Source organism: Collinsella sp. AF02-46-1, assembly GCF_003465825.1.
GTDB lineage: Bacteria > Actinomycetota > Coriobacteriia > Coriobacteriales > Coriobacteriaceae > Collinsella.
On record NZ_QSBV01000003.1, the window covers coordinates 76,663 to 100,939 of the forward strand.

Sequence of the window (24,277 nt, forward strand, 5' to 3'; positions counted from 1 at the left end):
AATACTGGTGACCGGTGGAATGCGACAAAGGGGCTGTCCCTTTGTCGCATCGGTAAAACTAGGCGGACTTCTTCTTGCTGTCGGAGACCATCATGTAGACGGTGAGCACGACGGCGATGGCGGCGATCACAATGGCGCCGTAGAAGGACTGCTGGTAGGCGGCGCTGCCGGCCTCGGCGTGATACAGCACGGCGGTGATGGGCTGGCTGATCCAGGTGGAAGCGGCATAGCCCAAAAACATGATGCCGTAGTTGACGCCGATGTTGCTGGTGCCAAAGGCGCCACCGGTGAGCGGCGGGTAGATGACGAGCAGGGCGCCAAAGCTAAAGCCGAGCAGGGCGAGCGCCACAAAGAACATGCTCTGCGTAAAGCTCATCGACATGATGACGAGCGCGACGATGGTGACGACAAGGCTGATGAGCAGCGACTTATAGGCGCCGAGCTTGTCGATGATCTGGCCAAAGGACAGACGGCCAACCAGGTTGGCGCAGGTGTTGACGGAGACCACCACACCGCCGAGGGCGACGGCCGCGGCGCTCGTGGGGTCGGCGAAGAGCTGGACGGCGGCGATGGAGGCAACCTTGCCCACGAGCAGGGTGCCCGCGGTGGCGGCAAAGGCGAAGGTGACGATGAGGACCCAGAAGCGCGGGGTCTTGACCATCTCGCCCGGGGTGAGGTCACCGAAGGTGCCGGCATGTGCGCCACCCTTGGGGGCCTCGAAGCCCTCGGGCAGCCAACCGGCCTCGGGGGCCTTCAGGAACAGGGCGGAGGCGGCGATCATCACAAAGAAGATGACGCCGAGCGCCTTAAGGGCGCCAAAGATGCCCAGGCTTGGGATGAGCAGCGAGGCGAGCACCGGGGACAGCACGGCGGGACCGGCGGTCGAAGCGGCCAGGGTGATGCCGGAGGCAAGGCCCTTCTTGTCGATGAACCACTTTTGGCCGGTGGTGAGCGCCGGGTTGTAGCCCAGGCCGTTGCCGATGGCGGCGACGAGCGAGAACCACAGGTAGAACTGCCACGGCTCGGTGACGGTGCCGGACATGAACCAGCCCAGGCCGTAGCACACGGCGGCGGCGATCACGACGTTGCGCGGGCCGATCTTATCGGAGATGCGGCCGGCGAAGATGCCCGTTACGGCCATGATGGTCTGAAAGACCGGGAAGGCCCAGGTAAGGGCACTCGACCACTCGGGGTAGACGGCGAGCAGATTCTTGCTCACGACGGAATACAGCGCGATGGAGCTAATGAAGAACATGGTGACGCACGCGGCGGAAAGCACGACGGCGCGACCCTTGTTGGAGTTGGTGGAAGCCATTGGACTCTTTCTAATCGATACGGGGAGGAGCGGGCGTGTCCGCGGGGCCTCCCTGTCAGGTTGGTTTACTGGTCAGTCGGCTTGGCGACGCCGGACTCATCGGACCAAAGCTCGACACCCTTGTTCTTGAGGTAGTTGTCGGCATAGGCGCGACGGCCGCCGGGCTTGGCGGTGAGGTCGCCCATCATATTGGAGAAGCCACCATCGACCTTGATGGCGTCGCCGGTGGTAAAGTCCGAGCGCTTGGACGCCAGGAACATGACGGCGTTGGCGATATCACTGACCTCGCCGATGCGACGCGTGGCGATCAGACGGCTGCGGCTCTTTTCGACCTCGGGGTCGGCGTAGAAGTTGGCCGACATCGGGGTCTTAACGAAGCAGGGCTCGACGCAGTTGGAGCGGACGCCGTAGGGGCCCCACTCGGCGGCGAGCATCTTGGACATCATGTTGACGCCGGCCTTGGTGGAGCTGTACGCGCCCGAGAACGTCTCGGGGGAGTGGCTGGCGACGGTCGAGATGTGCACCAGGCGGCCCTGGCCGGCCTTGATCATCTCGCGACCAAAGCGCTGCGAGGTGATGAAGTAACCGGTGAGATTGACGTTGAGCACCTGCTCCCAGTCGCTCAGCGGCAGGTCCTCCATGGCGGCGAAGCGCAGGATGCCGGCGGTGTTGACGAGAACGTCGACGCGGCCGAAGTCGGCGATGGTGGCGTCGACGGCGGCCTGAACCTCGGCCTCGTCGGTGGCGTTCATCTTGTAACCCTCGGCGTGGATGCCAAACTCGGCGGCGAGGTCGGCGGCAGCGGCCTTGACCTTTTCTTCGTCTAGATCGAGCAGGACGACGTTGGCGCCGTTGCGGGCGAACTCGCGGCAAATCTCGACGCCCATACCGCCGAGTGCGCCGGTCACGGCGCAGACATCGCCCTCGAGCTTAAGCCAGTTGCTCATAGGAACTTCCCTTCTTGTGCCTCCCGGTGGGTCGCTCCCATTAACCGACCCACGTGGTTTTCGCTGGTTATCGTATGCTTTGCGTTTGCGCAGGTGAATTGCATATTTGTTAGAATGGCGTTAACCGTAGGTTCATACCGCTTGATGCGATTTGTATCCGATTGAGCGCGTGACCTGCGAAAACGACCCCCTACGGCACCGTGTGGCCGTACGTGCGAAAACGGAGAGATGACGTGTACGATCGACGACTTGAGGCTATTTCGGCCGCCGCGGAGCTGGGGAGCTTCTCGCGCGCGGCGGCAAAACTGCGTGTGTCGACCCCGGCGCTCGTCAAGCAGGTGTCGGGATTCGAGGCCGAGTTTGGCATCACGTTGTTTGAGCGCTCACATTCGGGCGTCAAGGTGACGCCGGCGGGGGCGCTGCTGGTAGACGATGCGCGCTCGATCATGCGCCAGTCCGAGGATGCGTTGCGCCGCGCCCGACGCGCAGCGGGCGATGGCGGCGCCGTGCGCCTGGGTGTGTCGATGATGTGCCCGGGGCGCCAGACGCTGTCGATGTGGACGGACGTGCACGAGCTGGAACCGTCGTTGCGCTTCGAAATTGTCCCAGTGAGCGACCTCTATGACGAGCGTGAAACCGTCATGCGCAGCCTGGGTCGCGAGGTGGATGTGGTGCAGTCGAGTTTCTCGACCCCGCGCTGGGGCGATGCCTGCCAAAAGCTCCGTATCGTCAACGTGCCGTTTTATATCGACGTGCCGCGCACAAGCCGACTCGCGCGCAAGACGCGCATCACGGTTGCCGACCTAGAGGGCATGCGCTTGCGCGTGCTTCGCCACGGCAACGACGCCATGGACAGCCTGCGTATCGATCTGTTGGCCGACGGCGGCGTGGATGTGATCGACGTGGACAGCTTTGACTTTGCGCTCTTTAACGATGCGGAGGAAAAGGGTGACGCGGTGCTCACCTGCGGAGCGTGGTCGGGCGTGCACCCGGCCTTTGTGGGCGTGCCGTTCCTGTGCGGCCGCGAGGTGCCGGTCTTTCTGCACTACCCGCTCGAACCCACCCTCCAAGTCCAAAAATTCGTCAACGCCATGGCCCAACTTCTCAAATAGCTATCGTGTCGATGATTCTTTAATCCCCGTCCTAGAAAAATCATCTGGTAGAGTTGACCTCACGTGAATTTCAGCACACTGTGTGCTACCTGCACTTTTGCCATTTAGGGGAGTAAACTTGTGAATACTTCTGTCGCCAAGAAGGCCAGCCAGGCGGTGCGCCTGCTCATGATGGTGCTCACGGCAGTTCTCATCTTCTTCTTCATCAATGTTATGCTGCTCGTCTCCGATATCCAGGGCACGGCGCGCGTGGTCAACTACGCCGGTCTGGTGCGCGGCACCACGCAGCGAATCGTTAAGCTCGAGGACGCGGGCCAACCTCAAGATGACCTGCTCAAAGCCGTGGATTCATACATTAACGGTTTGCGTTACGGAAGTGACGACCTTAACCTCGTCCGTCTCGACGACGATGAGTATCAGACAAAGATGACCGAGCTTGCAAACTATTTTGATAAGCTTTGCGCCGAGATTATCCGCGTGCGCGAAGTCGGCTACGAGAACACCGACATCATCTCCATGAGCGAGGAGTTCTTTGGCATTTGCGACGATGCTACGCGACTCGCAGAGGACTACTCTCAGGAGAAGGCGTCGGCGCTCAACTATCTCGAGGGCTTGGTGATCATCGACATCGTGGGCTTGGTGACGACCTTTGCGGTCGAACTTGTTCGCGCGGTACGCACTGCCGCGCTCAATCGCGAGCTGCAGAGCAAAGTTTATCTCGACGAAGCTACGGGACTGCCCAACAAGAACAAGTGCGAGGAAATCTTGGGCCAGGAGCATCCCGTTTCCGCTGAAGCGCCCGTTGCGCTGTGTGTCTTCGATCTAAATAATCTGCATACGGTCAATAACCGCTTTGGCCACGAGAAGGGTGACGAATACATCCGTTCTTTTGCCCAGCAGCTGGGCGCGTGGCGTCCGAGGCCTGCTTTGTGGGCCGCGACGGCGGCGATGAGTTTATCGCGGTGCTGTGGGATGCCGATCGAGCTGCCGTGGAGTCCCGTCTCGCTCGGGTCCGTGCGAATGTGAACGAGTATTCCGAGGCTCACCCCGACATGCCTATTAGCTATGCGGTGGGCTACGCGCTTTCCAGTGATTTTGATGAACCGCCTACGATGCGCGAGCTCTTTTCCCAGGCCGACAAAAACATGTACATCGACAAGAACCGCGTGAAGACAGCCGAGGCGGCCGTGCCGCAACGCGAGGAACGGTAAGCCCGTAAAAAGAGGCCCTGGCCAACCGGCCAGGGCCTCACTAACTTTTATTCCGTTTTTAATGACGGGCTGATCGCGCGCAGGAGGGCGCCCCGGGGGCGGCGGGGTATTTCCTCCGCGCGCAGTTTCGCAGCGCAGCGAGAATGTTTGAGCACGGAGGAATTACCCCGCCCGCCCCGGGGCACCCTCCGTCAGTAGCCGGTCCTACTCCAGCTCAAATGCACCCGTATACAGCTGGTAGTAGTACCCGCGCTTGGCGATCAACTCGTCGTGGTTGCCGCGCTCGATGATGCGGCCGTGGTCTAGGCAGATGATCGCGTCGGAGTTGCGTACGGTGGAGAGACGGTGTGCGATGACAAACGTCGTGCGACCCTCCATGAGCTTGTCCATACCCGCCTGCACGATAGCCTCGGTGCGGGTGTCAATGCTCGACGTTGCCTCGTCCAGGATCATCGCCGGCGGATCGGCGACAGCGGCGCGCGCGATCGAGATCAGCTGGCGCTGGCCCTGCGACAGCTGCGCGCCGTTGCCGGTGAGCATGGTGTCGTAGCCGTCGGGCAGGCGGGTGATAAAGTCGTCCGCGCCCGCGAGCTTTGCCGCCGCGATGCACTCCTCGTCGGTGGCGTCCAGGTTGCCGTAGCGGATGTTATCCATCACGGTGCCGGTGAACAGGTTCACGTCCTGCAGCACGACGCCCAGCGAGCGGCGCAGATCGGCCTTGCGGATCTTGTTGACGTTGATGCCGTCGTAGCGGATCTTGCCGTCGGCGATGTCATAGAAGCGGTTGATGAGGTTGGTGATGGTCGTCTTGCCGGCACCGGTGGCGCCGACAAACGCGACCTTCTGGCCCGGCTTGGCAAACACGGACACGCCGTGCAGCACCTCGTGGTCGGGCGTGTAGCCAAAGTCGACGTTGTCCATGACCAGGTCGCCGCGCAGCGGCACGTACTCAATCTCGCCGGTTGCGCGGTGCGGATGTTTCCATGCCCACATGCCGGTGTGGTGGTCGGCCTCCTCGAGCTGCCAGGTATCGGGGTTCACCTGCGCGTTGACGAGCGTCACATAGCCTTCGTCGGCCTCGGGCTCCTCGTCGATGAGCTCAAAGATGCGGTCGGCGCCGGCGAGGCCCATGACCACGGCGTTGATCTGCTGCGAGATCTGGCCGATCTGTCCGCAGAACTGCTTGGTCATGTTGAGGAACGGCACCACGACGGCGATGGACAGCGTCATGCCCGAGATGCTCAGGTTGGGCACGCCCAGCGCCAGGAAAATGCCGCCTGCCAGTGCGACTAGCACGTAGAGCAGGTTGCCCAGGTTCATAAGGATAGGCATGAGGATGTTGGCGTACATGTTGGCCTTCTGCGAGACCTCGAAGAGCTTTTCGTTGCGCTCGTCAAAATCGGCTTCGGCGGCAGACTCGTGGCAGAATGCCTTGACGACCTTCTGGCCGTTCATGACTTCCTCGATATGGCCCTCGACCACGCCGAGCTCGGTCTGCTGCGCAATAAAGAAGCGCGCGGAGTTAGAGCCGAGCAGCTTGGTCATAAAGGTCATAAAGGCGACGCCGGCCACAATGACCAGGCACATCCACACGCTGTAGTACAGCATGATAAAAAACACCGTGACGATGACGATGGTCGTCATGAGCAGGTTGGGCAGCGACTGGCTGATCATCTGGCGCAGCGTGTCGATGTCGTTGGTGTAGTGGCTCATGATGTCGCCGCGCTGGTGCGTGTCGAAGTAGCGAATCGGCAGGTCCTGCATGCGGTTGAACATCTTCTCGCGCAGCTTCTCGAGCGAGCCCTGCGTGACGATGGCCATGGCGCGGTTCCAGAACAGCGAGGACAGGATGCCGACGCCGTAGATGCAGGCGAGGGTGGTCACGAGCTGTGCGATCTTGGGCTGTGCGGCTTCCCAATCGCCCGACTGCCACGATTCGCTAATAATCTGCAGAGCGCTCTGAAGGAAGGTCGCGCCGATGGAGTTGATGATGGCGCAGAGCACCACGCCGACGACGACGAGGGGCAAAAGCACGGGGTAGAAGCCAAAGAGCGTCTTGATGAGGCGCGACATGGTGCCGCCCTTGCGGTTGAGTGCGCGCTCAGCGGTCGTTGCCTTACTCATGTGCCTCGCCTCCTTCCTGGGTCTGAGCTTGCGTTACGGATGCCTCGGTGTCGGCCTCGACGGCCTCTTCGCCCTCGGCAGACATCTTGTTCTGCGAGGTAAAGGTCTCGCGGTAGATCTCGCTCGTCTTGAGCAGCTCATCGTGGTTGCCGATCTGCGCGATGCGGCCGCCCTCCATGACGATGATGCGGTCTGCATCCTGCACGGAGCTAATGCGCTGGGCGATGATGAGCTTGGTCGTGTTGGGCAGATAGCTTGCCAACCCTGCGCGAATCTTGGCGTCGGTCTTGGTGTCGACGGCGCTGGTGGAGTCGTCCAGGATTAAGATCTTGGGGCGACGCAGCAGGGCGCGTGCAATGCACAGGCGCTGCTTCTGACCGCCGGAAACATTGGAGCCGCCCTGTTCGATCCAGGTGTCATAGCCCTTGGGGAAGCCATCGACAAACTCGTCGGCGCAGGCCAGATGTGCCGCCTCGCGGACCTCTTCGTCGGTGGCGTTCGGGTCGCCCCAACGCAGGTTCTCGGCAATCGTGCCGCTAAACAGCACGTTTTTCTGCAATACCATGGCCACTTGGTGGCGCAGAGCGTCCAAGTCGTAGTCGCGCACATCCACGCCGCCCACGCGCACGGTACCTTCGGTGGTGTCGTACAGACGGGCGATGAGGTTTACAAGCGTGGACTTGGCCGAGCCGGTGCCGCCGATGATGCCGATGGTCTCGCCGCTCTTAATGTGCAGGTCGATATCGTCGAGCGCCTGGCGCTTCGCATGCGCGGAATACTTAAAGCTCACGTGGTCAAAGTCGATGGAGCCATCGGCGACCTCGAGCACGGGCTCGGCGGGATCGGCGATCGTGGGCTCGGCGGCCAGCACCTCGGTGATGCGGTGCGCCGATTCGTCGGCCATGGTCACCATGACAAAGATCATCGACAGCTGCATCAGACTCATGAGGATTTGGAAGCCATAGGTAAAGATCGAGGAGAGCTGGCCCACGTCGAACAGCGTGCCCTGGCTCGTGATGATGAGCTTGGAGCCCAGGTAGATGATGACGACAAACGCGCCGTTGACGCAGATGTTCATCATGGGGTTGTTAAAGGCAAGCAGCTTCTCGGCGTGGGTGAAGTCCATCTGGACGTCGCGCGCAGCGGTCGCGAACTTCTCCTTCTCAAAGTCTTCGCGCACATAGCTCTTAACTACGCGCATGCCGGTGACGTTTTCCTCGACGGACTCGTTAAGGGCGTCGTACTTGTGGAACACGCGCGAGAAGATGGGGCGCACCTTAAAGATGATAAAGAACAGCCCAAAGCCCAGCAGCGGAATGATGATCAGGTAGACCATGGCAACGCTGCCGCCCATGATAAACGCCATGGTAAAGGCGAAGATCAATACCAGCGGCGCGCGCACGGCGATGCGGATGATCATCATAAAGGCCTGCTGCACGTTGTTGATATCGGTGGTCAGACGCGTGACGAGCGAGGAACTCGAGAATTCATCGATGTTGGCAAAGCTGAACGTCTGGATCTTGTAGAACAGGTCGTGACGCAGGTTCTTGGCGAAGCCGCAGCTCGCATGGCTGCAGGTGACGCCGGCAGCGGCGCCAAAAGCAAGCGACGTCAGCGCGATGAGCACCAAAAAGCCCGCGGTGGGAAGCATCTCGGCTACGGTGGCGCCGTCTTTGATGGCATCGATCAGGTTGGCGGTGATAAATGGAATCAGCATCTCGCAGAGCACCTCGCCAAGCACGAGCAATGGCGTGGCAACAGTGACTTTCATATAGTCGCGGATGCTGCCCATGAGGGTTTTAATCATCCAGTTCCTCCCAGGTTACACGGATTTTCTCGAGCATTTCGGCGAGCTGCTCGCGCTCGTCGTGGTTGAGGGCGCTAAAGGCCTGCTCCCTAAAGCGGATGCGGGCGGCTTGGTCGATGCGGGCCTTCTCCCAGCCGATCTCGGTCAGGCGAATGGTGAGCTGCCGGCGATCTTTTGGATTGCGGCTGCGCTCGATGATGCCGGCGCACTCGAGCTTGGACAAGATTTCGGAAAGCGACCCCGGCTTGAGGTCGAAGTGCATGCCGAGTTCCTGCTGCGACATCTCGCCGTTTTCCTGCTTGGCAAGCAGGCAGACGATGGGCGCCTTGCCGGACACGCCGCCGCCGTGAAAGTGCATGTAGTGGCCGCAAAAGCCTAGGCCGCTCAGGATGCGCTTGGCGAGCTTGTCTTCGCCGTTAACTGCTTCGGGCACGTCTGCCGGCTGCGACGGGTCGCCGCCGGGCTCGTGCGGACGAAGGTTAAGGGGTTCATCGCACATGAATTCGTATCGCTCCTTTCTTTAGTTAGGTAGTGGGATTGTTTTGTGCCTAACTAATCTAGGAGTGCTATACAGGAATGTCAAGGTACCAAAGTAGTTGTTGCGCGGTTTTACCAAACCTATTGGTCCCGCCGTTCTAACGAACGGCGGACCAGCCGACGCTGCGCGGGCCGCATTTGGACAATCTGACGTTCAACTTCAAGGGCGCGACCAGAAGGTCAGCACCCTTTCGTTTCACGTCACCTTGCCTCAAATGCGACCCGCTCGCTGGCATTGCCAAAACATCGACGTTTACATGTTGGAATGATCCGTGGGGGACGGAGGAAAAGGGATCATTTTCCGAAACCTTTCCGCAACAATGCGCTCTTCGCGGCCCTGGCGCCTGCTCGCAACGGTCCCTGCGCTACACTTAGTCGCACTGTGGCGACTTTGCGCCGCTCCCGACCCAAGGGGGGACTCTCATGAAGAACACTCAGCTGCTGCTGATCAACGATATGTGCGGCTACGGCAAGGTCGCGCTTTCCGCCATGCTGCCGGTGCTGTCGCATATGGGCTACCGCATCCACAACCTGCCGACGGCGCTTGTGTCCGATACGCTCAACTACCCCAAGTTCTACATCCACGACACCACGGAGTACGTGCGTCAGAGTCTCGCCATCTGGGAAGAGCTCGGCTTTGAGTTCGACGCCATCTCCACTGGCTTTATCGTGACCGAAGAAGAGACGCGCATCATCTCAGACTTTTGCCACCGCCGCGCGCAAAAGGGCACCAAGGTATTCGTCGACCCCATCATGGGCGACAACGGCAAACTTTACGCCGGTGTGCCCGAGTCCACGATCGGTCTCATGAGGCATCTGCTCGAGTGCGCCGACTATGCGGTGCCCAACTATACCGAGGCGTGCCTGCTCACCGACACGCCCATTGCCGAGCAAATCACGCCTGACGAGGCCCACGCCCTTGTGGACGCCATGCGCGCGCTGGGCGCCAAGTCGGTGGTCATTACGAGCGCTGTGGTCGACGGCACGAACGCCGTCATCGGTTACGACCACGTGGCGGGGGAGTACTTCACGATTCCCTTCGACCTGATCCCGGTCTATTTCCCGGGCACCGGTGACACGTTCTCGGCGGTGCTCGTCGGTCGCGTTATGGCTGGCTGGAGCCTGCAGCACGCAACGGCCGATGCCATGCGTGTGGTGGCCGAGCTTATCGAGCGCAACGCTGACCAGGAGGACAAGTCTGCCGGCCTGCCCATCGAGGCCTGCCTGGATGTGATCGACCATGAGTAGCGCCAGCGAAAGCGGCCCCGAGCCCGCGAGCGAGGGCAAGTTGCTCGGCGCGCCACGCGGCAAGCGCCCACGTATCCGCATTAGCTGCGTGGACCAGCTGGGCACGTGCCGCTGCCACCATGGCCACAAGCCCGGCGACGTCTTCGACTTCGACCGCGATCGCGGCAAGATGTGCTCCATGGCCTGCCATGTGGGCTTTCCCTATATCGACATCCTGCGCTACGGCGGAACCGTGCCCGGCAACGAGCCCGGTACGGCAAAGTTCTGCTGCCCCGAGGTCGATACGTTGAACGTCTGGCTCGCCGAGATCGTCGACGAGTAATCGAGCGTGGATTTTCTCCCACCAAGATAATGAGCGTGGATAATCTCCCGTTTAGAGCGCCGTTTTGCGTTCAAAGTGGGAGATTATCCACGCTCAATTTGTATGCGGGAGATTATCCACGCTCATTTTATGCCGATGGCGTGGCTCACGCATCCGCGCCGCCCGGGCGCCTACAGTTGCTCGAGCATGGCCGTGCAGCCGGCGAGCACATCGCGGTAGGTGGCATCGAAGTTGCCGGTGTACCAGGGATCGGCGACGTCGCCGGGGCGATCGGTCCAATCCAGCAGCCGCGAAATCTTGCCGTCGGCATCGTCGCCGAAGATGCGACGCAGGCCGCGCGCGTTCTCGGCATCCATATAGACGATGCGGTCCCAGTCACCATACTCCGCGCGACGAACCTGGCGCGCGCGGTGCGCAACGACGGGAATCCCGACCTCGCGCAGCTTGGCGACGGTGCCATGATGCGGAGGGTTGCCAATCTCCTCGGTCGAGGTCGCGGCAGAATCAATGACGAACTCCGCCTCGCGCCCAGCACGGCGCACCAGCTCGGCAAACACCGACTCAGCCATCGTCGAGCGACAGATGTTCCCATGACAGACAAATAGGATTTTGCGCATTGGCTAAAACCTCTCGAATATCAGAGTTTTCGCAGATAATCGCACTGCTTTTTGATCCCTCGTCAAGGACAGAATATCAAATTGATTCATAAATGAGCGGATTATTCTTCTTTCCAGCGTCGTAAGAATTGTCGTAAAGAACGAGGGTTTACGACTTGTTGTCACAATGTTGACCGTCCTTTGCATCCAATTTTCAGCATATCCTCTCTGACGTCGTCGAAATCAAGATGGGTGTATGTGTTAAAAGTCACGTTGATGTCGGAGTGGCCCATGATGCATTTTAGCTTCGCAGGGTTCATTCCCCTGCGTGCCATCTTCGAGCAGAAGGTATGTCGGCAGACATGTGGTGTGATTTTGGGAAGCTCATCCTTGTAGATGCGATTATGTTTCTCTATCGCGTGGTGGAAGTACTTCTCCCAGTGCAGGGCAACACGCGGCATCTCGTTTTTATCAAGAAACAGAAAACCGCTAACACCGTCAACGACCGGCTCACTCGAAGGCTTTAGACGTTGCGCAAGGATACTCCTGAAACACTCTGTCACGGCTTGAGTCATGGGAACATAGCGGATCCCGCTCTCCGTCTTGGGACGTTCGATGTAGTATCGCATGTTGCTGGTCCGCTGAAGTTGCTTGTTTACCCGAATGCTTCCGTTTTTGAAATCAAGGTCTTCGACGGTAAGACCGCAGAATTCAGAAATGCGCAGGCCCGTATTTAGAAGGATGTAGATGGCGTCACGATAGCGGTGAAAGTGTTCATCGCCCTCCACGAAAGCAAGAAATCTGCGTTCTTGGTTAGTGGCCAAGGCCTTGCGTGTAACCATGTCGTTTGTCAGTATCGTTGCGAGCTCGAAATAGAAGGGATTTCGGCGAATCAGGCTGTTCTCCTCTGCCAGTTGAAACGCCGGTCTCAGAACACCACGGATGCTATGGATTGTGCTATAGCGCTTGCCGTGGATTTTTTGCAGGTTGATGAGCCATTCCTTGGCATCAAGGGAGGTGACACCGCATATTCGTCGCGAGCCGAATTCATCTGTAGCAAGAAAATTGAGGATTGTCTTGTAGGCGGCTCGAGTGGATTGTTTCACGGCAGTCTTTGTTTCAGTGTAACGAGATGCGAGTTCGTAGACTGTCATATTGTTCGGCGCGACCTTATCAAGCAGATCGCGCTGGATCTCATGCTCCAACGCGCGCAAGCACGGACTGGCTTTCTTCCCCTTCGGAGTTAGATCATGAGTTGTCAAGGTCCACGAGTAGACGCTCCGCGTTTTACCTCTTGCATCCACATACTTGAAGCAGTAACGGCCGTTTTTTCTCTGGCTTTCCCCGCGTCTGAGGATTCGCCCTTTGCTGTCTTTTCTCACAGTCACTAGCAGGCTCCTTCCTGTTCAGAAAAGAGCCCCGATGCGATATTTCAAGATTATCGCACGGGGCCCGATTGGTTAAGCTGTCAAGTGCGAAACGGTGTCGAGAAGCTCTTTATAAAGAGCGTTGGCGCAGGACGAGGGGGCGAGTCCTCGCGCATAACTCGAATATGGGTTTGTACGAGAGGAACCTTCGACCGGCCAGTATCCGTCGAGATCGTGCCTAAACTCAGAGAGACAGATCTCCCTCGTCTGCATCTCCGCAACGACGGAGAGGCGCCTCTCAAGTTGACCAAATCCGTCGACATCGTTTTGCGGACGATAAGTCGCGGATCGGCGCATCTGTTCTCCATAGAATTCCAAGGGGCTGTAGGGCGTCGTGACGATTACGAGATCGGCGGCTATCGCTTTGTCGGAATATCGGGACGGTGCCATCACCTCATGCTCCATCGCATAGGGATCCGTGATGCGAAGCAGGTCGGCGTAGGGGATGGATGAGGGACGAAGTTCGTCAAGAATCACCGTGTGCTTGCCCTCATACCCCTGAAAGATGTCTCTCGTAGATCCAGAGACGAAGAACGGTTCGCCCTTCCGCTTCGCATAGAGCTTTGCGAGGGTGGACTTCCCCGTTCCAGCAGGCCCGAAGATCCAAACTGATTCCACCCTTCTTTCGCCCTTGAGCATCAACCCCCGCCATTCCCGGGCCTGAACCTGAAGGCGGCGTGCATAAACGTCTTCGATCTGACGCTATGTCCGGGCATATTCGGATCCGGAGAGCTGAGAGATCAAGGACTCCTTGTCGATACGACCTTCGAGAAGGTCATCGAGAAGGACTTTGATGCTGCTATGGGACCTCGTTCGAGCAACGCGCGACTCAATAGAAGCAAGTAGCGCTGGGTAATCGAAATTGGAGCGCACGATTTTGGGGTCGTACTGATGCTTGGATCGTGCGCCATCCGTTCTGTGGCACAGGTAGGAAAAACCGTTTTCCACACCTGCCTTCCAAGCCTCGATGCGCTCAGGTTTATCTCCAAGGAGCTTCGCGATGCTATTGAGCGAGCGCGGATTCTGGAACTCCATCATCACGTGAAGATGCGCGGCTGCCGGACGTCCCGCGTCCGTCGTGTCGCTGTCGTGCACGATGCCCGCATAGCGCTTCGGGGCGAGTGTTTCGATTCTTCGGTACATTTCGTCCACAAGACGGGGCAGGTGATCGAGCTGCTGCTCGTACATCATCGCGCGGGTCTTCATGGGCAGAGAATTGGTCATGGTTCCGAGTCCTTTCTCGTAAATGAGCTATTTCGGGACGATTTTGGAACGCGCCCGAGGGTGCGCCTTGGGATAACAAGCTCCCCAAGGCGCATAAATGAGCAGAATTTCAAGTAATGGAACAATCGACGGGGTCCGCTTTTGCTGCGCGAAGCGGACCCCGCGGTGGTTATTCTCTGAAGTACAGGTCAAGGAGCCGCCCAAGCTCGCGGTACACGGGGAAGTCCATGATCGGAAAATGCACAAAGCCGATGCGGTCGTGCGCCCCGTCCGTACTGCTGAACCAAGCGTCGCCCGGGGAGAAGGTGCGAGGTGCACCGAGGTCGAGCAGGCGTTCCGCGCCCCATATGAGCCGCGCCTCGGGAAGCGTCGGCTTGAAGAGGACGCGGGTGCTGCACGCCGAGCGCAGCATCGACGGCAAGCCCCCCTCCTCAACAGACGCCTCGGCGATCGAGATGATGGCGTAGCAGCCCGCGCTCGCCCCCATCGTTACGATGCGCTTCACCAGCCCATCAAACGTCGCGAGGCAGTAATCGGGGTCCTCCTTGCTCGCGCGCTTGGGAAACAGCGTGCGGAGTGCCACGTACTCATCCATGAAGAGAAGCGAAACGTGAAGCCCCGCATCCCACCAGTGCACGGCGTCTCCCGTCTCTGTCGACCTGTCGTTGAGGAAGCTCTGTCGCTCTTTGATGCTGTCGGCGAACCGTGATAACGCAGACAGGATTGCGCGAGCGTCCCCGTCAGCATTCAGTGAAACCACGCGAGGAAGTCGGGAGGGCTCGGCCTGCTTGGGGTCTATGATGAGGACTTGCGATCCGTGTCCGTCAGGACCAGCCAACAGGGCTTGGAGCAAGAGGGCGATCACGCCCGTGGTCTTTCCAGCGATGAGCATGGAACCGGAGGTGCGGAGGTCGATGCTCGTGCCGTTTTGAACGCGGAATTCGTAGGCGTTCGCCGGGCACAAATCCTCGACACGCGATGCCTTGATCTCTCGATGCAACGTCACATCTTCAAGGAAGAAGGTCACTTGATTGCATGCGACGTCTGCTTCGGCAAGTACGACGGCGTAGCGGGAGAACCTTCCGCGAAGTCGGGAGCTAATGCTAGGTCCCATCTTCGATATTTCTTCTGCCGTTGAGGATGAGGTTGAGATGGCGAGCTCGAACTGTCCAGGAGCCGTCTCTTTGCAAGAGATGTCGGGAAGAAGCTCGCCTTCTCGCAGGTGTAGAGGATTCCCGTAACGTGGATCAAAGAGCCCCTTCCTAATGCGTGCATGCAACCGTGTTGATTCAGATAGCATGACGTAATGTGTGATCCCTCCCGCAAACAACATGGTCCCAGCGAGGCTAAGAGTGGCCGCTGCGGAGGTAAGGTTGCCGCCAAACGCCATCACCGTACTGGGCTCTATGGCGATGGGCGCAAGAATGGTGTTCACGAATAGCCCGATGCAATAAACGCACGCGGCGACCGCAAATAAAGCGACCCCCAGCACACAAAGCTTTGCGCTGGGGGTCGAATACACGATCGCCGGTGCGCCACTGGAGTAACGCACCACAATCACCTAGCCCTTCGCGGGGATGACGGTAATGCCGTCCGCCGTGATGGACAACTGGTTGCGATAATCACCGTAAACCTTTGCGACCACGCCGGTGGGAATGACGTGCTGATTGACGGGAATCTCGATATCGTTCGAAACCTTGATGGAAAGCTTCTCGAAACGATTGCTGACCACCTCGCCTTCGTTTTGGTGATACTGCGTGTTATCGGTTGTGATCACCACGTCGATCTTGGTGCCGCGATGCTCTTTGGTGTTTTAATCAACCCATTTACCACCTCCGACACAAAGGAAACGCTTGCCTTTCGCAAAAGCTTCCCAATCGAACTTCATAAACTGATTCAATTTCCTCATACTCGAACTCCTCTCAATCCAATTATTTGCTGACTCCGCGTTGCGGCTCGCCGTGGACATCGAGATAGAGGCGCAGGACGTTGCGCAAGATCTCCTCGACATTTCTTGTTGCGGCATGAAGATCATCGTCCCCAAACATTGCCCCATGGAGCTTCGTGTGGGCACAAAGAATCTGGCGATACATGACGCGAGAGAACATCTCTTCGGCCTTCAGGGCATGTCGAACAGCTCGTTCAGAACAAGTCGGCATGCTCGCCGAAGACTCCTTTATAGACGACATTGCCGTACTGGTTGTTGAGATGGAGCCGCATTCAAACGGTCCGCGCATGATCTTCGGTCGGGTCATACACACCTCTTTCCTAAAATTGGATATTACCGACGATTCGTCAATCGTCATCGAGCATTCGGTGAGCACATCATGCCATAAGCTTCTGAGCTGGGATTATTTCGCAAGGACCTGTCGTTCTCGACGTCCTCTGATGAGAAGAAGTGGGGCGTAATGATGACAAAGTATTCAATCACGGAACAAACACAATTTAATAATCACCCAGATGGGGCAAATATGGACATCCAGATATTGAATCGTCGGTATCGTTGGTGTCGCTGAGCCTTCAGGCTGAGGGGGATGGGCCATTTGCGCTGAGTTGCTTGCAAAACGGGGGAGGGGATATCAGAAGAAGGCGGCTTGCAGAAGACATGCCTGAGCGCTAGAGGAGGGGCTGACCAATAGTGTGCTCCTCTTCTGGGGCCAAATCCAAGCGGAGGGGGCATGAGGCCGAGAGGAACTGCTCGTCATGGCTCACCAAAACAAGCGCGCCGGGAAAGGCGGAAAGCGCTCGCTCGAGTGCCTCCACCGAGTGCAGGTCCAGGTGATTCGTGGGTTCGTCCATGACGATGATTTCGGGGGCATCTAGTATACCGCGGGCGAGCATGAGCTTCCGCAGCTCCCCCGGGCTGATGTTCTCGCCGGACAATATTCGTTCGGGATCCGAATTGAGTTGCGCAACGATCGAAAGCAGGGCTCCACGTTCGGCTTGGGGCAGGTCCTTGATTTCCGAGAGGAATTCAATTGAGGATGAATCGTCGACTTCCTGAGGGATATACAGCGTGCGAATGTCCAATCCCGTGGCCTTGCGGCCTTCCAATATCTCCAGGATATGCTTGACCAGTGTTGTTTTCCCCGCTCCGTTGGGGCCGCTTATGCCCAGATGATCGGTATTTCCCAGATAAATCTCGGGAACCCGCAAAGATTGCCTCGGGCCGCACGGTATGCGATCTGAGCTGACGTGAATCAGTGTTTTGCGCGGGCTGGGTTGCGCTTCCATCCACAAGGTGCTTTCGTAGCGCTTTTCGACATGGTGGGCGTCGACGGCGGCTTGCGCGCGCTGGATTCGGGAGTCCATGCGCGAAGCGAGCTTGCCCGCAACGCCGTCTCTGCCAGTGAGAATGGCGAGTTTGATTCGTGCTTTCGCGTCGTGATCCTTCGGATCGACATGACGGGCGCTTCTCTTGGATGCGGACCGTGAGGCGTTTTCAACGCGCCTGATATACTCAGCCTTCATGCGCTTTTCTTCGGATCGCGCAATCGATTTGGCCCGCGCCGCGCTTTCGCGCTCCAGATTCGCCTGCGAGCGAGCTTGGGAGTAGTTGCCGGGGCGCATGGTGACGTGCCCCGACTCAAAGCACAGGCAGTCCTTTGCCAAGGAGTCGAGCAACGCACGGTCGTGCGAGACGAGGAGGCCAATACCCTTGTACTCGGCGAGTGCTTTGCAAATCTGCCTTCTGCATTCTGCGTCCACATGGTTAGTCGGTTCATCCATTGCCAGAAGATCGGGATTCTGCCAAAGCGCGACGGCTATTTGAATTTTCTTCTGCTCGCCACCGGAGAGCTCGGAAAAACGCCAGAGCATATCATCGGTGATGCGGAGCATCCTTCTGAGGTGCGTGGTCGCCGGGGCGAAGTCGCACGCAAAATCGAAGAGCATGGGCGGTTCGACTCCGGCTTCTTGCGCGCAATATGCGGAGACGAGACGCGGTGAAACGACGCCGCGATCTGGAATCAGAAGTCCGCACGCAATGCGGACGAAAGTTGATTTCCCGCACCCGTTGTCTCCGACGATGCCGTGCCAGCCGGGGGCAAATGTCGCCGACACGTTGTCGAGTGCGGGCATTGCGCTGCCAGGATATGCATAAGTAATATGGGAAAGAACGAGGGTGGTGGAGCTGTTCAAATTGGTTCTTGACATTGTGCCTCCTCGGCATGGGAGGCCGCGTTTTGCCGCATATGCTCTGATTGGCTCGTTCCGACCAACGTGAACGCCCGTCGACTCGAGTCAAGCTGAAAGAAAATGAGTCGACGGCAATGCTCGCAAAGGTAGTGTTTAGGATATACGAGGATCAGTGAAAAGACGATACGACAAATGTGCAGCCAGATTTATTCTTGGATAGATGGCAATTTGCAAATTGGCGTCGATATGTATCGTCTACAGCTTCACGAATCCTTTTCCTTTCCGGGGCGCTGGCTTGGCATATGGGCCTGCGCTGAATTCTTCCGTAGAGTCTAACAAAGCAATAATGCGGACGCAAGGAGGCGTTGCGTCTGAAAGCACGCCATTGCGTTGGACGCTTGAAGGGGTTTGCAAGTCGATTGAAAGAATACTAGTGCATCCGCTTCTTGTAACTAGCATGCGATGGTGGGCGTCGTTGTTAGCGCCGGGCGATTTTAGCCGCTAATAGTCAACCGATTTTGACCAATCCCGGTCACCGAATAATGGCCACCGTGCCTCCCCGCCGCCACTACGCTGGTGGCGCCAACACGCCGCCCTCGACAGGCTGCTCGACAAGGCGTCGGTGTTCGTGATGCGGGGCCCGAGCTACCGCGGCAGGGGGCTCGACACGTACTCGGTGGAGGCCGTCCCCCAGGCGGTGAAGGTGAGGGGGATCCAGCCCGAGGGGATGTAGGAATGCGATAGGAAAGTCATAGATGCGGGCGTGTTGGCCAAAATGGGTCGGCCGGGATTGGTCAATCTCGGCCGACTATATTTGGCTAAATTTTTCCGACACTAACATCGTGAATGTTGAGCGAGGTCATCGACTTGATTTTTCTGGTGTTTGAGATATTAGCTTTCGCGATTTACCCTCCAAATTGCAGAGGTTTGAGACGACCGGAAAGGAATGCTTATGCTCGATTCTCCGTTCTTCAGCTACTGGGGAAAGGCGAAAGGAGTTGCTTTTCTCCATCACGGCAATATCGCATCGGGGCTCAAAGTCGTAAAAACGTCGTAAGGTACGCGATATGGTTCGCCGGGATCCTAACTAGCTAGGCATTTTTCTGAATCTGCAGATATTCCCATGACAGATAAACAGTACGCGTTGCATAGAACGATACCTTTCATATAGAAGGCTGCTAAAGAGTCGAAGCCGGGCGCATACAGAGTTTTATTTCTTAGCCAGTTTGAAGTAGCGCTCAAATATCAATTCGAAAACGTAATAGAACATTAATCGACTGTCGAGGTCCATGCTGCCCAAGCGGATTTCTTTTTGCACGGTGTAGATAGGGTAGTCGGCTAGTTTCGAGAGAGAATTTCGAGAAAAGCCGGTGAGTGTGACGACCTTGCATCCGCGCGTTTTGGCTATCGATGTGGCGTCAATAGACACCTGCGTCTCGCCGCTTACGGAAACGCTGAAGACCAGGTCGTTTTTGCCAAGCAGTTCTGCGTAATGCCTCATGACATGGCGTTCGCTGAGCGTATCGGTGTTCTTGCCCATTATTTTGAGCTTTTCAGCCATCTCGAGGCACGGGTATTTCGAAAAGCCCGAGCAGAAGAACACGATATGCGAGGCGTCCTGGATAAGGCTTACAACCGAGTCGATGACCCGGTCGTTAATCAGGTCTTTTGTTTGTACGAGCTGGGTATCAAGAGGAAGTGCCTCGATAGTGAATCGATTGCGATCGAGCGAGGCGGAATACGATTGTTTGAGCTCCGTAAACCCCGAGAAGCCAAGCTTATGGGCAAGCCTTACGATCGTGTTGGGAGCGACAAAGAACCGTTCAGCAACGCCCTTAAGCGTGACATCGTCAATATCGTCACGCAGCTCGATGATGTAGCGCATGATCTCGCTTTCGAGATCGTTGAGCTTGCTCTCGCCAGCTCGCACATGATCATAAAAAGATTCTTGATCTTTCATAAGATGTTTCAGCCCCTCGCACCTCGCCGTACATATGGTACCGCTTTGTGTAGCCAGGTGAGAAATCGGTAATCGGTCAAGATTGCCTATTACCCATGAACTGGGCAAACGTACGTGTCGGCCTACACATATCTGTGTCGTGAACGAAATCATGTGTCCCCGTTTCGCATTGACCTGCGCAGGGGCTTGCAAATGATCTCAAGTCGCAAAATATCAATCGAAACGAAGCAAGCCGAGGACAACCGCGGAGCCCAAGGTCTTCGAGAACACCGATCAGCCAACCCTGGAGGGACGGAACATGAAGGATAAGCTCAATATTGTGATCGTTGGCGGCGGCTCCACGTGGTGCCCTGGCATTCTTAAAGCCCTGACCAAGCACATGGACATTCTGCCGCTGAACCGCGTGATGCTCTATGACATCGATGCCGAGCGCCAGCGTCCGATCGGCGAGTTTGGCAAGATCCTCTTCGCCGAGGAGGAGCCCGGTGTGGAGTTTGGTTACACCACCGATAAGGACGAGGCATACACTGACGTTGACTTTGTGCTCTGCCAGATTCGTACCGGCGGCTACGAGATGCGCAGCAAGGATGAGAAGATTCCGCTGCATATGGGAATCATCGGCCAGGAAACGGTGGGCCCCGGCGGCATGGCTTACGGTATGCGCTCCATGCATGACATGGTTGAGATCGTCAACGACGTTCGCGCTCATAGCCCGGAGGCGTGGATTATCAACTACACCAACCCGGCTGCTATTGTGGCATATGGTCTCGAGCGCGTTCTGCCCGATGAGCATCGCGTCCTCAACATCTGCGACCAGCCTGTCAACCTCATGCGCTCTTACGGTCGCCTGCTCGGTCGCGATATGAGCAAGACGGAGCCCGTGTACTTTGGCCTCAATCACTTCGGTTGGTTCAAGCACATCTACGATGAAGAGGGTCATGACCTCGTCCCGCAGATTAAGGAGTACACGGAGAAGAACGGCTTCCTTCCTGCCGATGCCGAGCAGCGTGACCAGTCCTGGCTTGATACCTACGCCATGGTCAAGGACATGCTCGAGGACTTCCCCGACTATCTGCCCAACACTTATCTGCAGTACTATCTGTATCCCGAGTACAAGGTCGCTCACCTCGACCCCGACTACACTCGCTCCGATGAGGTTATCAACGGCCGTGAGAAGCGCGTGTTCGCCGAGTGCGAGCGTGTTGCCAAAGTCGGCACCGCAAAGAACTCCTCGGTTGTGCAGAACGATGCTCATGGCGATATGATCGTGGAAATCACCTCGGCCATTTATCGCAACACCAACAAGACCTTCATTGTCATTGTGCCCAACAACGGCATTATCGAGGGCATGCCCGATGACGCCATGGTCGAGGTCGCGGCAAGCGTGGGCGCCAATGGCCCGCAGCCCTATGCTGTTGGCAAGATTGGCACCTTCTATCGCGGCCTTATGGAGAACCAGTACGCCTATGAGCGCCTGACTGTTGAGGCTTGGATGGAGGGTTCCTACGAGAAGGCTCTGCAGGCACTCACGCTTAATCGTCTGGTCGGTGATGCTAAGAAGGCTCGTAAGGTGCTCGACAAGCTCATCGAGGCGAACAAGGATTATTGGCCGGAGCTTAAGTAACTAGTTCCATATCGCTTGATAACTGTTATGGGGCGTGTGGATTGTAGAGCCGCGCGCCCCGTTTCTTTAAGAGGGGTATCCCATGAACAAAGATGAGCTGCTGGCAAAGTTCCAGCGCCTGGGCAAAGTCCTCATGACGCCCGTGCTGATTCTGCCAATTGCCGGCATCCTCCAGGGCTTTGGCAATGCCTTTACCAGCCCCACCCTTACGGCAGCTGTTCCCTGGCTTGCTGCTCCGGGCTTTGCGATTTTCTTTTCGATTCTCAAGGCCGCAGCCGGCATCGTTATGAACAACATCCCGGTTATCTTCTCGATTTGTCTCGCCTATGGCTTCGCCAAGTCCGAGAAGGCTACCGCGGCGCTTTGTGGCTTTTTGGGCTACATGTGCATGAATTCCGTGATGGGCACGTTCCTTACGGCGACTGGCGTTATCGATCCCGCGAATCTTACGACGGGCCAGAGCACGATTCTCGGTATCACCACGCTCGACACTGGCGTTATCGGCGGTCTTCTGGTGGGCGCAATCGTCGCATGGTTGCATAACCGTTACTACAAGATTGAGCTGCCCGCCGTGTTCTCCATCTTCAACGGTACGCGCTTTATTCCGGCGGTAACGCTGCTCTCATGCAGCATCCTCGCATTGGTCATGTCCTTTGTTTTCCCGTTTATTCAGAACGCTCTCGGTGCGCTGTCCGAGTTCATCAAGACTACGGGTGCCTTTGGTGCATTTGTCTACGGTGCCGGCGAACGCATGCTCCTGCCTTTTGGCCTGCATCACTTTGTCTATTTGCCGTTCTTCTTCACGTCGCTCGGTGGCGTCGAGACCATCGACGGCCAGACCGTTCAGGGCGCTATCAATATCTACAATGCGATCCTGGGCTCTCCCAGCACGCCGTTTAACATCGAGGTCAGCCGTTTTGTCATGAACGGCAAGGTTATCTTCGCCATGTTCGGCCTGCCCGGCGCTGCACTCGCCTTCTACAAGACGGCGCTTCCCAAGAACAAGAAGAAGACCGCAGCGCTCATGATCGCCATCGTGGTGCCTTGCATCCTCTCCGGCATTACCGAGCCGCTCGAGTATTCCTTCCTGTTTATCGCGCCCATCCTCTACGTGTTCCACGCTCTCATGGCTGGTCTTGCCTATGCACTGACCTATGTCCTGCAGTTCAACGTGGCTGGTTCCGCGTCCTTCGGTGGCCCGCTCTTGTCGTTGATCTTTAACGGCATTATGGGTGCAGCCAAGGGCTCCAACTGGCAGGTTATCCTGTTCCTTGGCCCCATCTACTTCGTGGTGTACTACTTCGTCTTCAAGTTCATCATTCTTAAGAAGGACCTTAAGACCCCTGGCCGCGAGGAAGAGTCCGACGACGAGGCCGAAAAGGCTCCCAAGACCGTGATCAGCGACCTCATTCCCGCCATCGTTGAGGCAGTGGGCGGCGACAACAATATTAAGTCTGTCGAGGCTTGTTTCACCCGTCTGCGCATCCAGCTCAATGACTGTGACAAGGTGGTTGATGACGCCGAGTTTACCGAAAAGCTTGAAGCGCGTGGCATCGTGCATGTCAACGGCGGCGTGCAGATTGTCTACGGCAACATGGCATCTAACTACGCAACTCAGATGCGCGAGCTGCTGGGTATGGAGTAAACGACTCAACCACACGATCAAGATTAATACAGGTCGGCGTCCGATTCTTCAATCGGGCGCCGACCTGTGCTGTTTTGGGGCGAATGGGCAAGTACATGACGTGCTCGCTGCTCTCTTTTGGCACTGCCTATCGTGTATTCGGACGCCTTGCGACGGTGAGGTGCGTTCTTTTCAGTTCTAGCATGTTTGCGGCTAGCGCTGCGCCCGAAGTCGATTTGCACAGCTGATATATAGAGCGTTAACCGCGCTTTGTAGGCTCATGCCCTCAACCAAGGCGGTCGAATACTCGCTGAGTGACTCCGTGCTCACGGGTAGCAAGAGCTCACGCGCCCCGTTGTTATCGAATGCCATGTTGCTCGATATCCAAATAACGCGGCAACCTCGCCGCTTGGCCTCAACGTAAAGATTGAAGATATAGCTCGTCTTTCCTGAGAACGATACAAAGATGGTTAGATCGTCGGGTTGGAGCAGACAGAGTGACGTCTCCTGTCCCTTGACGGAGCCAAATGAGAAGCACAGTCGGTTTACGCGGCTCAGCTTTTCGCAGAGTGAGCGGGCGGCGAGATTGGAGAATGAGCTTCCGTATACGTAGACATTTTGCGCATCGAGAAGCCAGTCAACGGCCTGCTCGAGTCGATCCTCAGTGAGCAGGCGTTTTGTTTCAAGCAAAGAGGTCTCTACGATATCGAAATACCAGGGTATATCGATTTGCTTATGAGCCCTTGCCTCGGTTGTCTCACGCTGGAGCCAAGCGTTGAAGTCGTCAACTTGCTCTTTGAACGATCGAAAGCTCGAGCCGTTTACGCGCCTGCAGAAGCGTGAGATGGTCGCGGGCGATGTATTGCACGCGCGGGCAAGTTCTTCTATTGAGAGCTCTGGGACCTCGTCGTGATGGGAAAGGGCGTAGAGTGCGATGTGGGCGTCAAGGCTGCCGCCCTTCTCGACGTCTTCGATACAAGACCTGAGGTTCGAATAGACCTCGTACATCGACATTCAAATCACTCCAAACAATAATGCCCCGGAGCGGATATGCCATCTCCG

Annotated in this window: 22 protein-coding genes; 7 read left to right on the top strand and 15 right to left on the bottom strand. The window is 57.4% G+C overall.

The window, feature by feature from the left end; all coding sequences use genetic code 11:
* Window positions 1-58: 58 nt before the first annotated feature.
* Window positions 59-1,315: an MFS transporter gene (locus DWV20_RS02155; RefSeq protein WP_117803937.1), complete on the bottom strand. Its 1,257-nt coding sequence runs from the start codon at window positions 1,313-1,315 to the stop codon at window positions 59-61.
* 65 nt (window positions 1,316-1,380) lie between these two features.
* The gene (locus DWV20_RS02160; RefSeq protein ID WP_118256279.1) at window positions 1,381-2,262 is read right to left on the bottom strand and encodes an SDR family NAD(P)-dependent oxidoreductase; all 882 of its coding nucleotides are present in this window, start codon (window positions 2,260-2,262) and stop codon (window positions 1,381-1,383) included.
* Window positions 2,263-2,495: 233 nt separating this feature from the next.
* Here DWV20_RS02160 and DWV20_RS02165 point away from each other — a divergent pair, with 233 nt between their 5' ends.
* The 3 genes from DWV20_RS02165 (at window position 2,496) to DWV20_RS10120 (ending at window position 4,585) form a co-directional block, all read left to right on the top strand.
* Entirely contained in the window at window positions 2,496-3,374 is an 879-nt protein-coding gene (locus DWV20_RS02165) for a LysR family transcriptional regulator (protein WP_118256280.1), read from the top strand.
* Window positions 3,375-3,494: 120 nt separating this feature from the next.
* Entirely contained in the window at window positions 3,495-4,400 is a 906-nt protein-coding gene (locus tag DWV20_RS10115; RefSeq protein ID WP_199581762.1) for a diguanylate cyclase domain-containing protein, read from the top strand.
* A complete protein-coding gene (locus tag DWV20_RS10120) occupies window positions 4,337-4,585 on the top strand; it encodes a hypothetical protein (RefSeq protein WP_199581764.1) in 249 nt (82 codons plus the stop codon). Before DWV20_RS10115 ends, DWV20_RS10120 begins: the two co-directional genes overlap by 64 nt.
* A gap of 204 nt (window positions 4,586-4,789) precedes the next feature.
* On the opposite strand, the gene DWV20_RS02175 is transcribed toward DWV20_RS10120, so the two are convergent.
* The 3 genes from DWV20_RS02175 to DWV20_RS02185 are packed head-to-tail and all read right to left on the bottom strand — an operon-like array spanning window position 4,790 to window position 9,015.
* Window positions 4,790-6,709, bottom strand: a complete 1,920-nt coding sequence (locus DWV20_RS02175) for an ABC transporter ATP-binding protein (RefSeq protein WP_118256281.1) — start codon at window positions 6,707-6,709, stop codon at window positions 4,790-4,792.
* Window positions 6,702-8,516 (bottom strand): ABC transporter ATP-binding protein, encoded by a 1,815-nt coding sequence (locus DWV20_RS02180; RefSeq protein WP_118256282.1) that lies wholly within the window; start codon window positions 8,514-8,516, stop codon window positions 6,702-6,704. The genes DWV20_RS02175 and DWV20_RS02180 overlap by 8 nt, the downstream gene beginning before the upstream one ends.
* Window positions 8,509-9,015, bottom strand: coding sequence for a MarR family winged helix-turn-helix transcriptional regulator (locus tag DWV20_RS02185; protein ID WP_117746998.1), 507 nt, complete (start codon window positions 9,013-9,015; stop codon window positions 8,509-8,511). Before DWV20_RS02185 ends, DWV20_RS02180 begins: the two co-directional genes overlap by 8 nt.
* 461 nt (window positions 9,016-9,476) lie before the next feature.
* On the opposite strand from DWV20_RS02185, the gene DWV20_RS02190 reads away from it, so the two are divergent.
* A complete protein-coding gene (locus DWV20_RS02190; protein ID WP_117743457.1) occupies window positions 9,477-10,301 on the top strand; it encodes a PfkB family carbohydrate kinase in 825 nt (274 codons plus the stop codon).
* Window positions 10,294-10,623: a TIGR04076 family protein gene (locus DWV20_RS02195; protein ID WP_117743458.1), complete on the top strand. Its 330-nt coding sequence runs from the start codon at window positions 10,294-10,296 to the stop codon at window positions 10,621-10,623. Before DWV20_RS02190 ends, DWV20_RS02195 begins: the two co-directional genes overlap by 8 nt.
* 170 nt (window positions 10,624-10,793) lie before the next feature.
* Here DWV20_RS02195 and DWV20_RS02200 read toward each other — a convergent pair whose 3' ends face one another.
* From DWV20_RS02200 to DWV20_RS02240, 9 genes are all read right to left on the bottom strand, one after another.
* Window positions 10,794-11,240, bottom strand: coding sequence for a low molecular weight protein-tyrosine-phosphatase (locus tag DWV20_RS02200; RefSeq protein ID WP_118256283.1), 447 nt, complete (start codon window positions 11,238-11,240; stop codon window positions 10,794-10,796).
* A 161-nt stretch (window positions 11,241-11,401) separates the two neighbouring features.
* Complete coding sequence (locus DWV20_RS02205) at window positions 11,402-12,607, bottom strand: site-specific integrase (RefSeq protein ID WP_199407132.1); 1,206 nt, start codon at window positions 12,605-12,607, stop codon at window positions 11,402-11,404.
* 72 nt (window positions 12,608-12,679) lie between these two features.
* Window positions 12,680-13,285 (bottom strand): hypothetical protein, encoded by a 606-nt coding sequence (locus DWV20_RS02210; protein ID WP_117734894.1) that lies wholly within the window; start codon window positions 13,283-13,285, stop codon window positions 12,680-12,682.
* Between the two features lie 63 nt (window positions 13,286-13,348).
* A complete protein-coding gene (locus DWV20_RS02215; protein ID WP_117743461.1) occupies window positions 13,349-13,870 on the bottom strand; it encodes a Rep family protein in 522 nt (173 codons plus the stop codon).
* A gap of 169 nt (window positions 13,871-14,039) precedes the next feature.
* Window positions 14,040-15,422 (bottom strand): hypothetical protein, encoded by a 1,383-nt coding sequence (locus DWV20_RS02220; protein ID WP_147346301.1) that lies wholly within the window; start codon window positions 15,420-15,422, stop codon window positions 14,040-14,042.
* A 9-nt stretch (window positions 15,423-15,431) separates the two neighbouring features.
* The gene (locus DWV20_RS02225; RefSeq protein ID WP_117743463.1) at window positions 15,432-15,647 is read right to left on the bottom strand and encodes a hypothetical protein; all 216 of its coding nucleotides are present in this window, start codon (window positions 15,645-15,647) and stop codon (window positions 15,432-15,434) included.
* A gap of 154 nt (window positions 15,648-15,801) precedes the next feature.
* Window positions 15,802-16,125: a hypothetical protein gene (locus tag DWV20_RS09840; protein ID WP_117734898.1), complete on the bottom strand. Its 324-nt coding sequence runs from the start codon at window positions 16,123-16,125 to the stop codon at window positions 15,802-15,804.
* Window positions 16,126-16,486: 361 nt separating this feature from the next.
* Window positions 16,487-18,025 carry an ATP-binding cassette domain-containing protein gene (locus tag DWV20_RS02230; RefSeq protein WP_117743464.1) on the bottom strand — a complete coding sequence of 513 codons (1,539 nt, stop codon included), beginning with the start codon at window positions 18,023-18,025 and terminating at the stop codon, window positions 16,487-16,489.
* A 1,192-nt stretch (window positions 18,026-19,217) separates the two neighbouring features.
* Complete coding sequence (locus tag DWV20_RS02240; RefSeq protein ID WP_158566287.1) at window positions 19,218-19,967, bottom strand: MurR/RpiR family transcriptional regulator; 750 nt, start codon at window positions 19,965-19,967, stop codon at window positions 19,218-19,220.
* Between the two features lie 298 nt (window positions 19,968-20,265).
* Here DWV20_RS02240 and DWV20_RS02245 point away from each other — a divergent pair, with 298 nt between their 5' ends.
* Window positions 20,266-21,591, top strand: a complete 1,326-nt coding sequence (locus tag DWV20_RS02245) for a 6-phospho-alpha-glucosidase (RefSeq protein WP_089573127.1) — start codon at window positions 20,266-20,268, stop codon at window positions 21,589-21,591.
* A gap of 82 nt (window positions 21,592-21,673) precedes the next feature.
* A complete protein-coding gene (locus DWV20_RS02250) occupies window positions 21,674-23,236 on the top strand; it encodes a PTS transporter subunit EIIC (protein WP_117734901.1) in 1,563 nt (520 codons plus the stop codon).
* A 192-nt stretch (window positions 23,237-23,428) separates the two neighbouring features.
* Here DWV20_RS02250 and DWV20_RS02255 read toward each other — a convergent pair whose 3' ends face one another.
* Complete coding sequence (locus DWV20_RS02255) at window positions 23,429-24,229, bottom strand: MurR/RpiR family transcriptional regulator (protein ID WP_117743849.1); 801 nt, start codon at window positions 24,227-24,229, stop codon at window positions 23,429-23,431.
* Window positions 24,230-24,277: the final 48 nt, after the last annotated feature.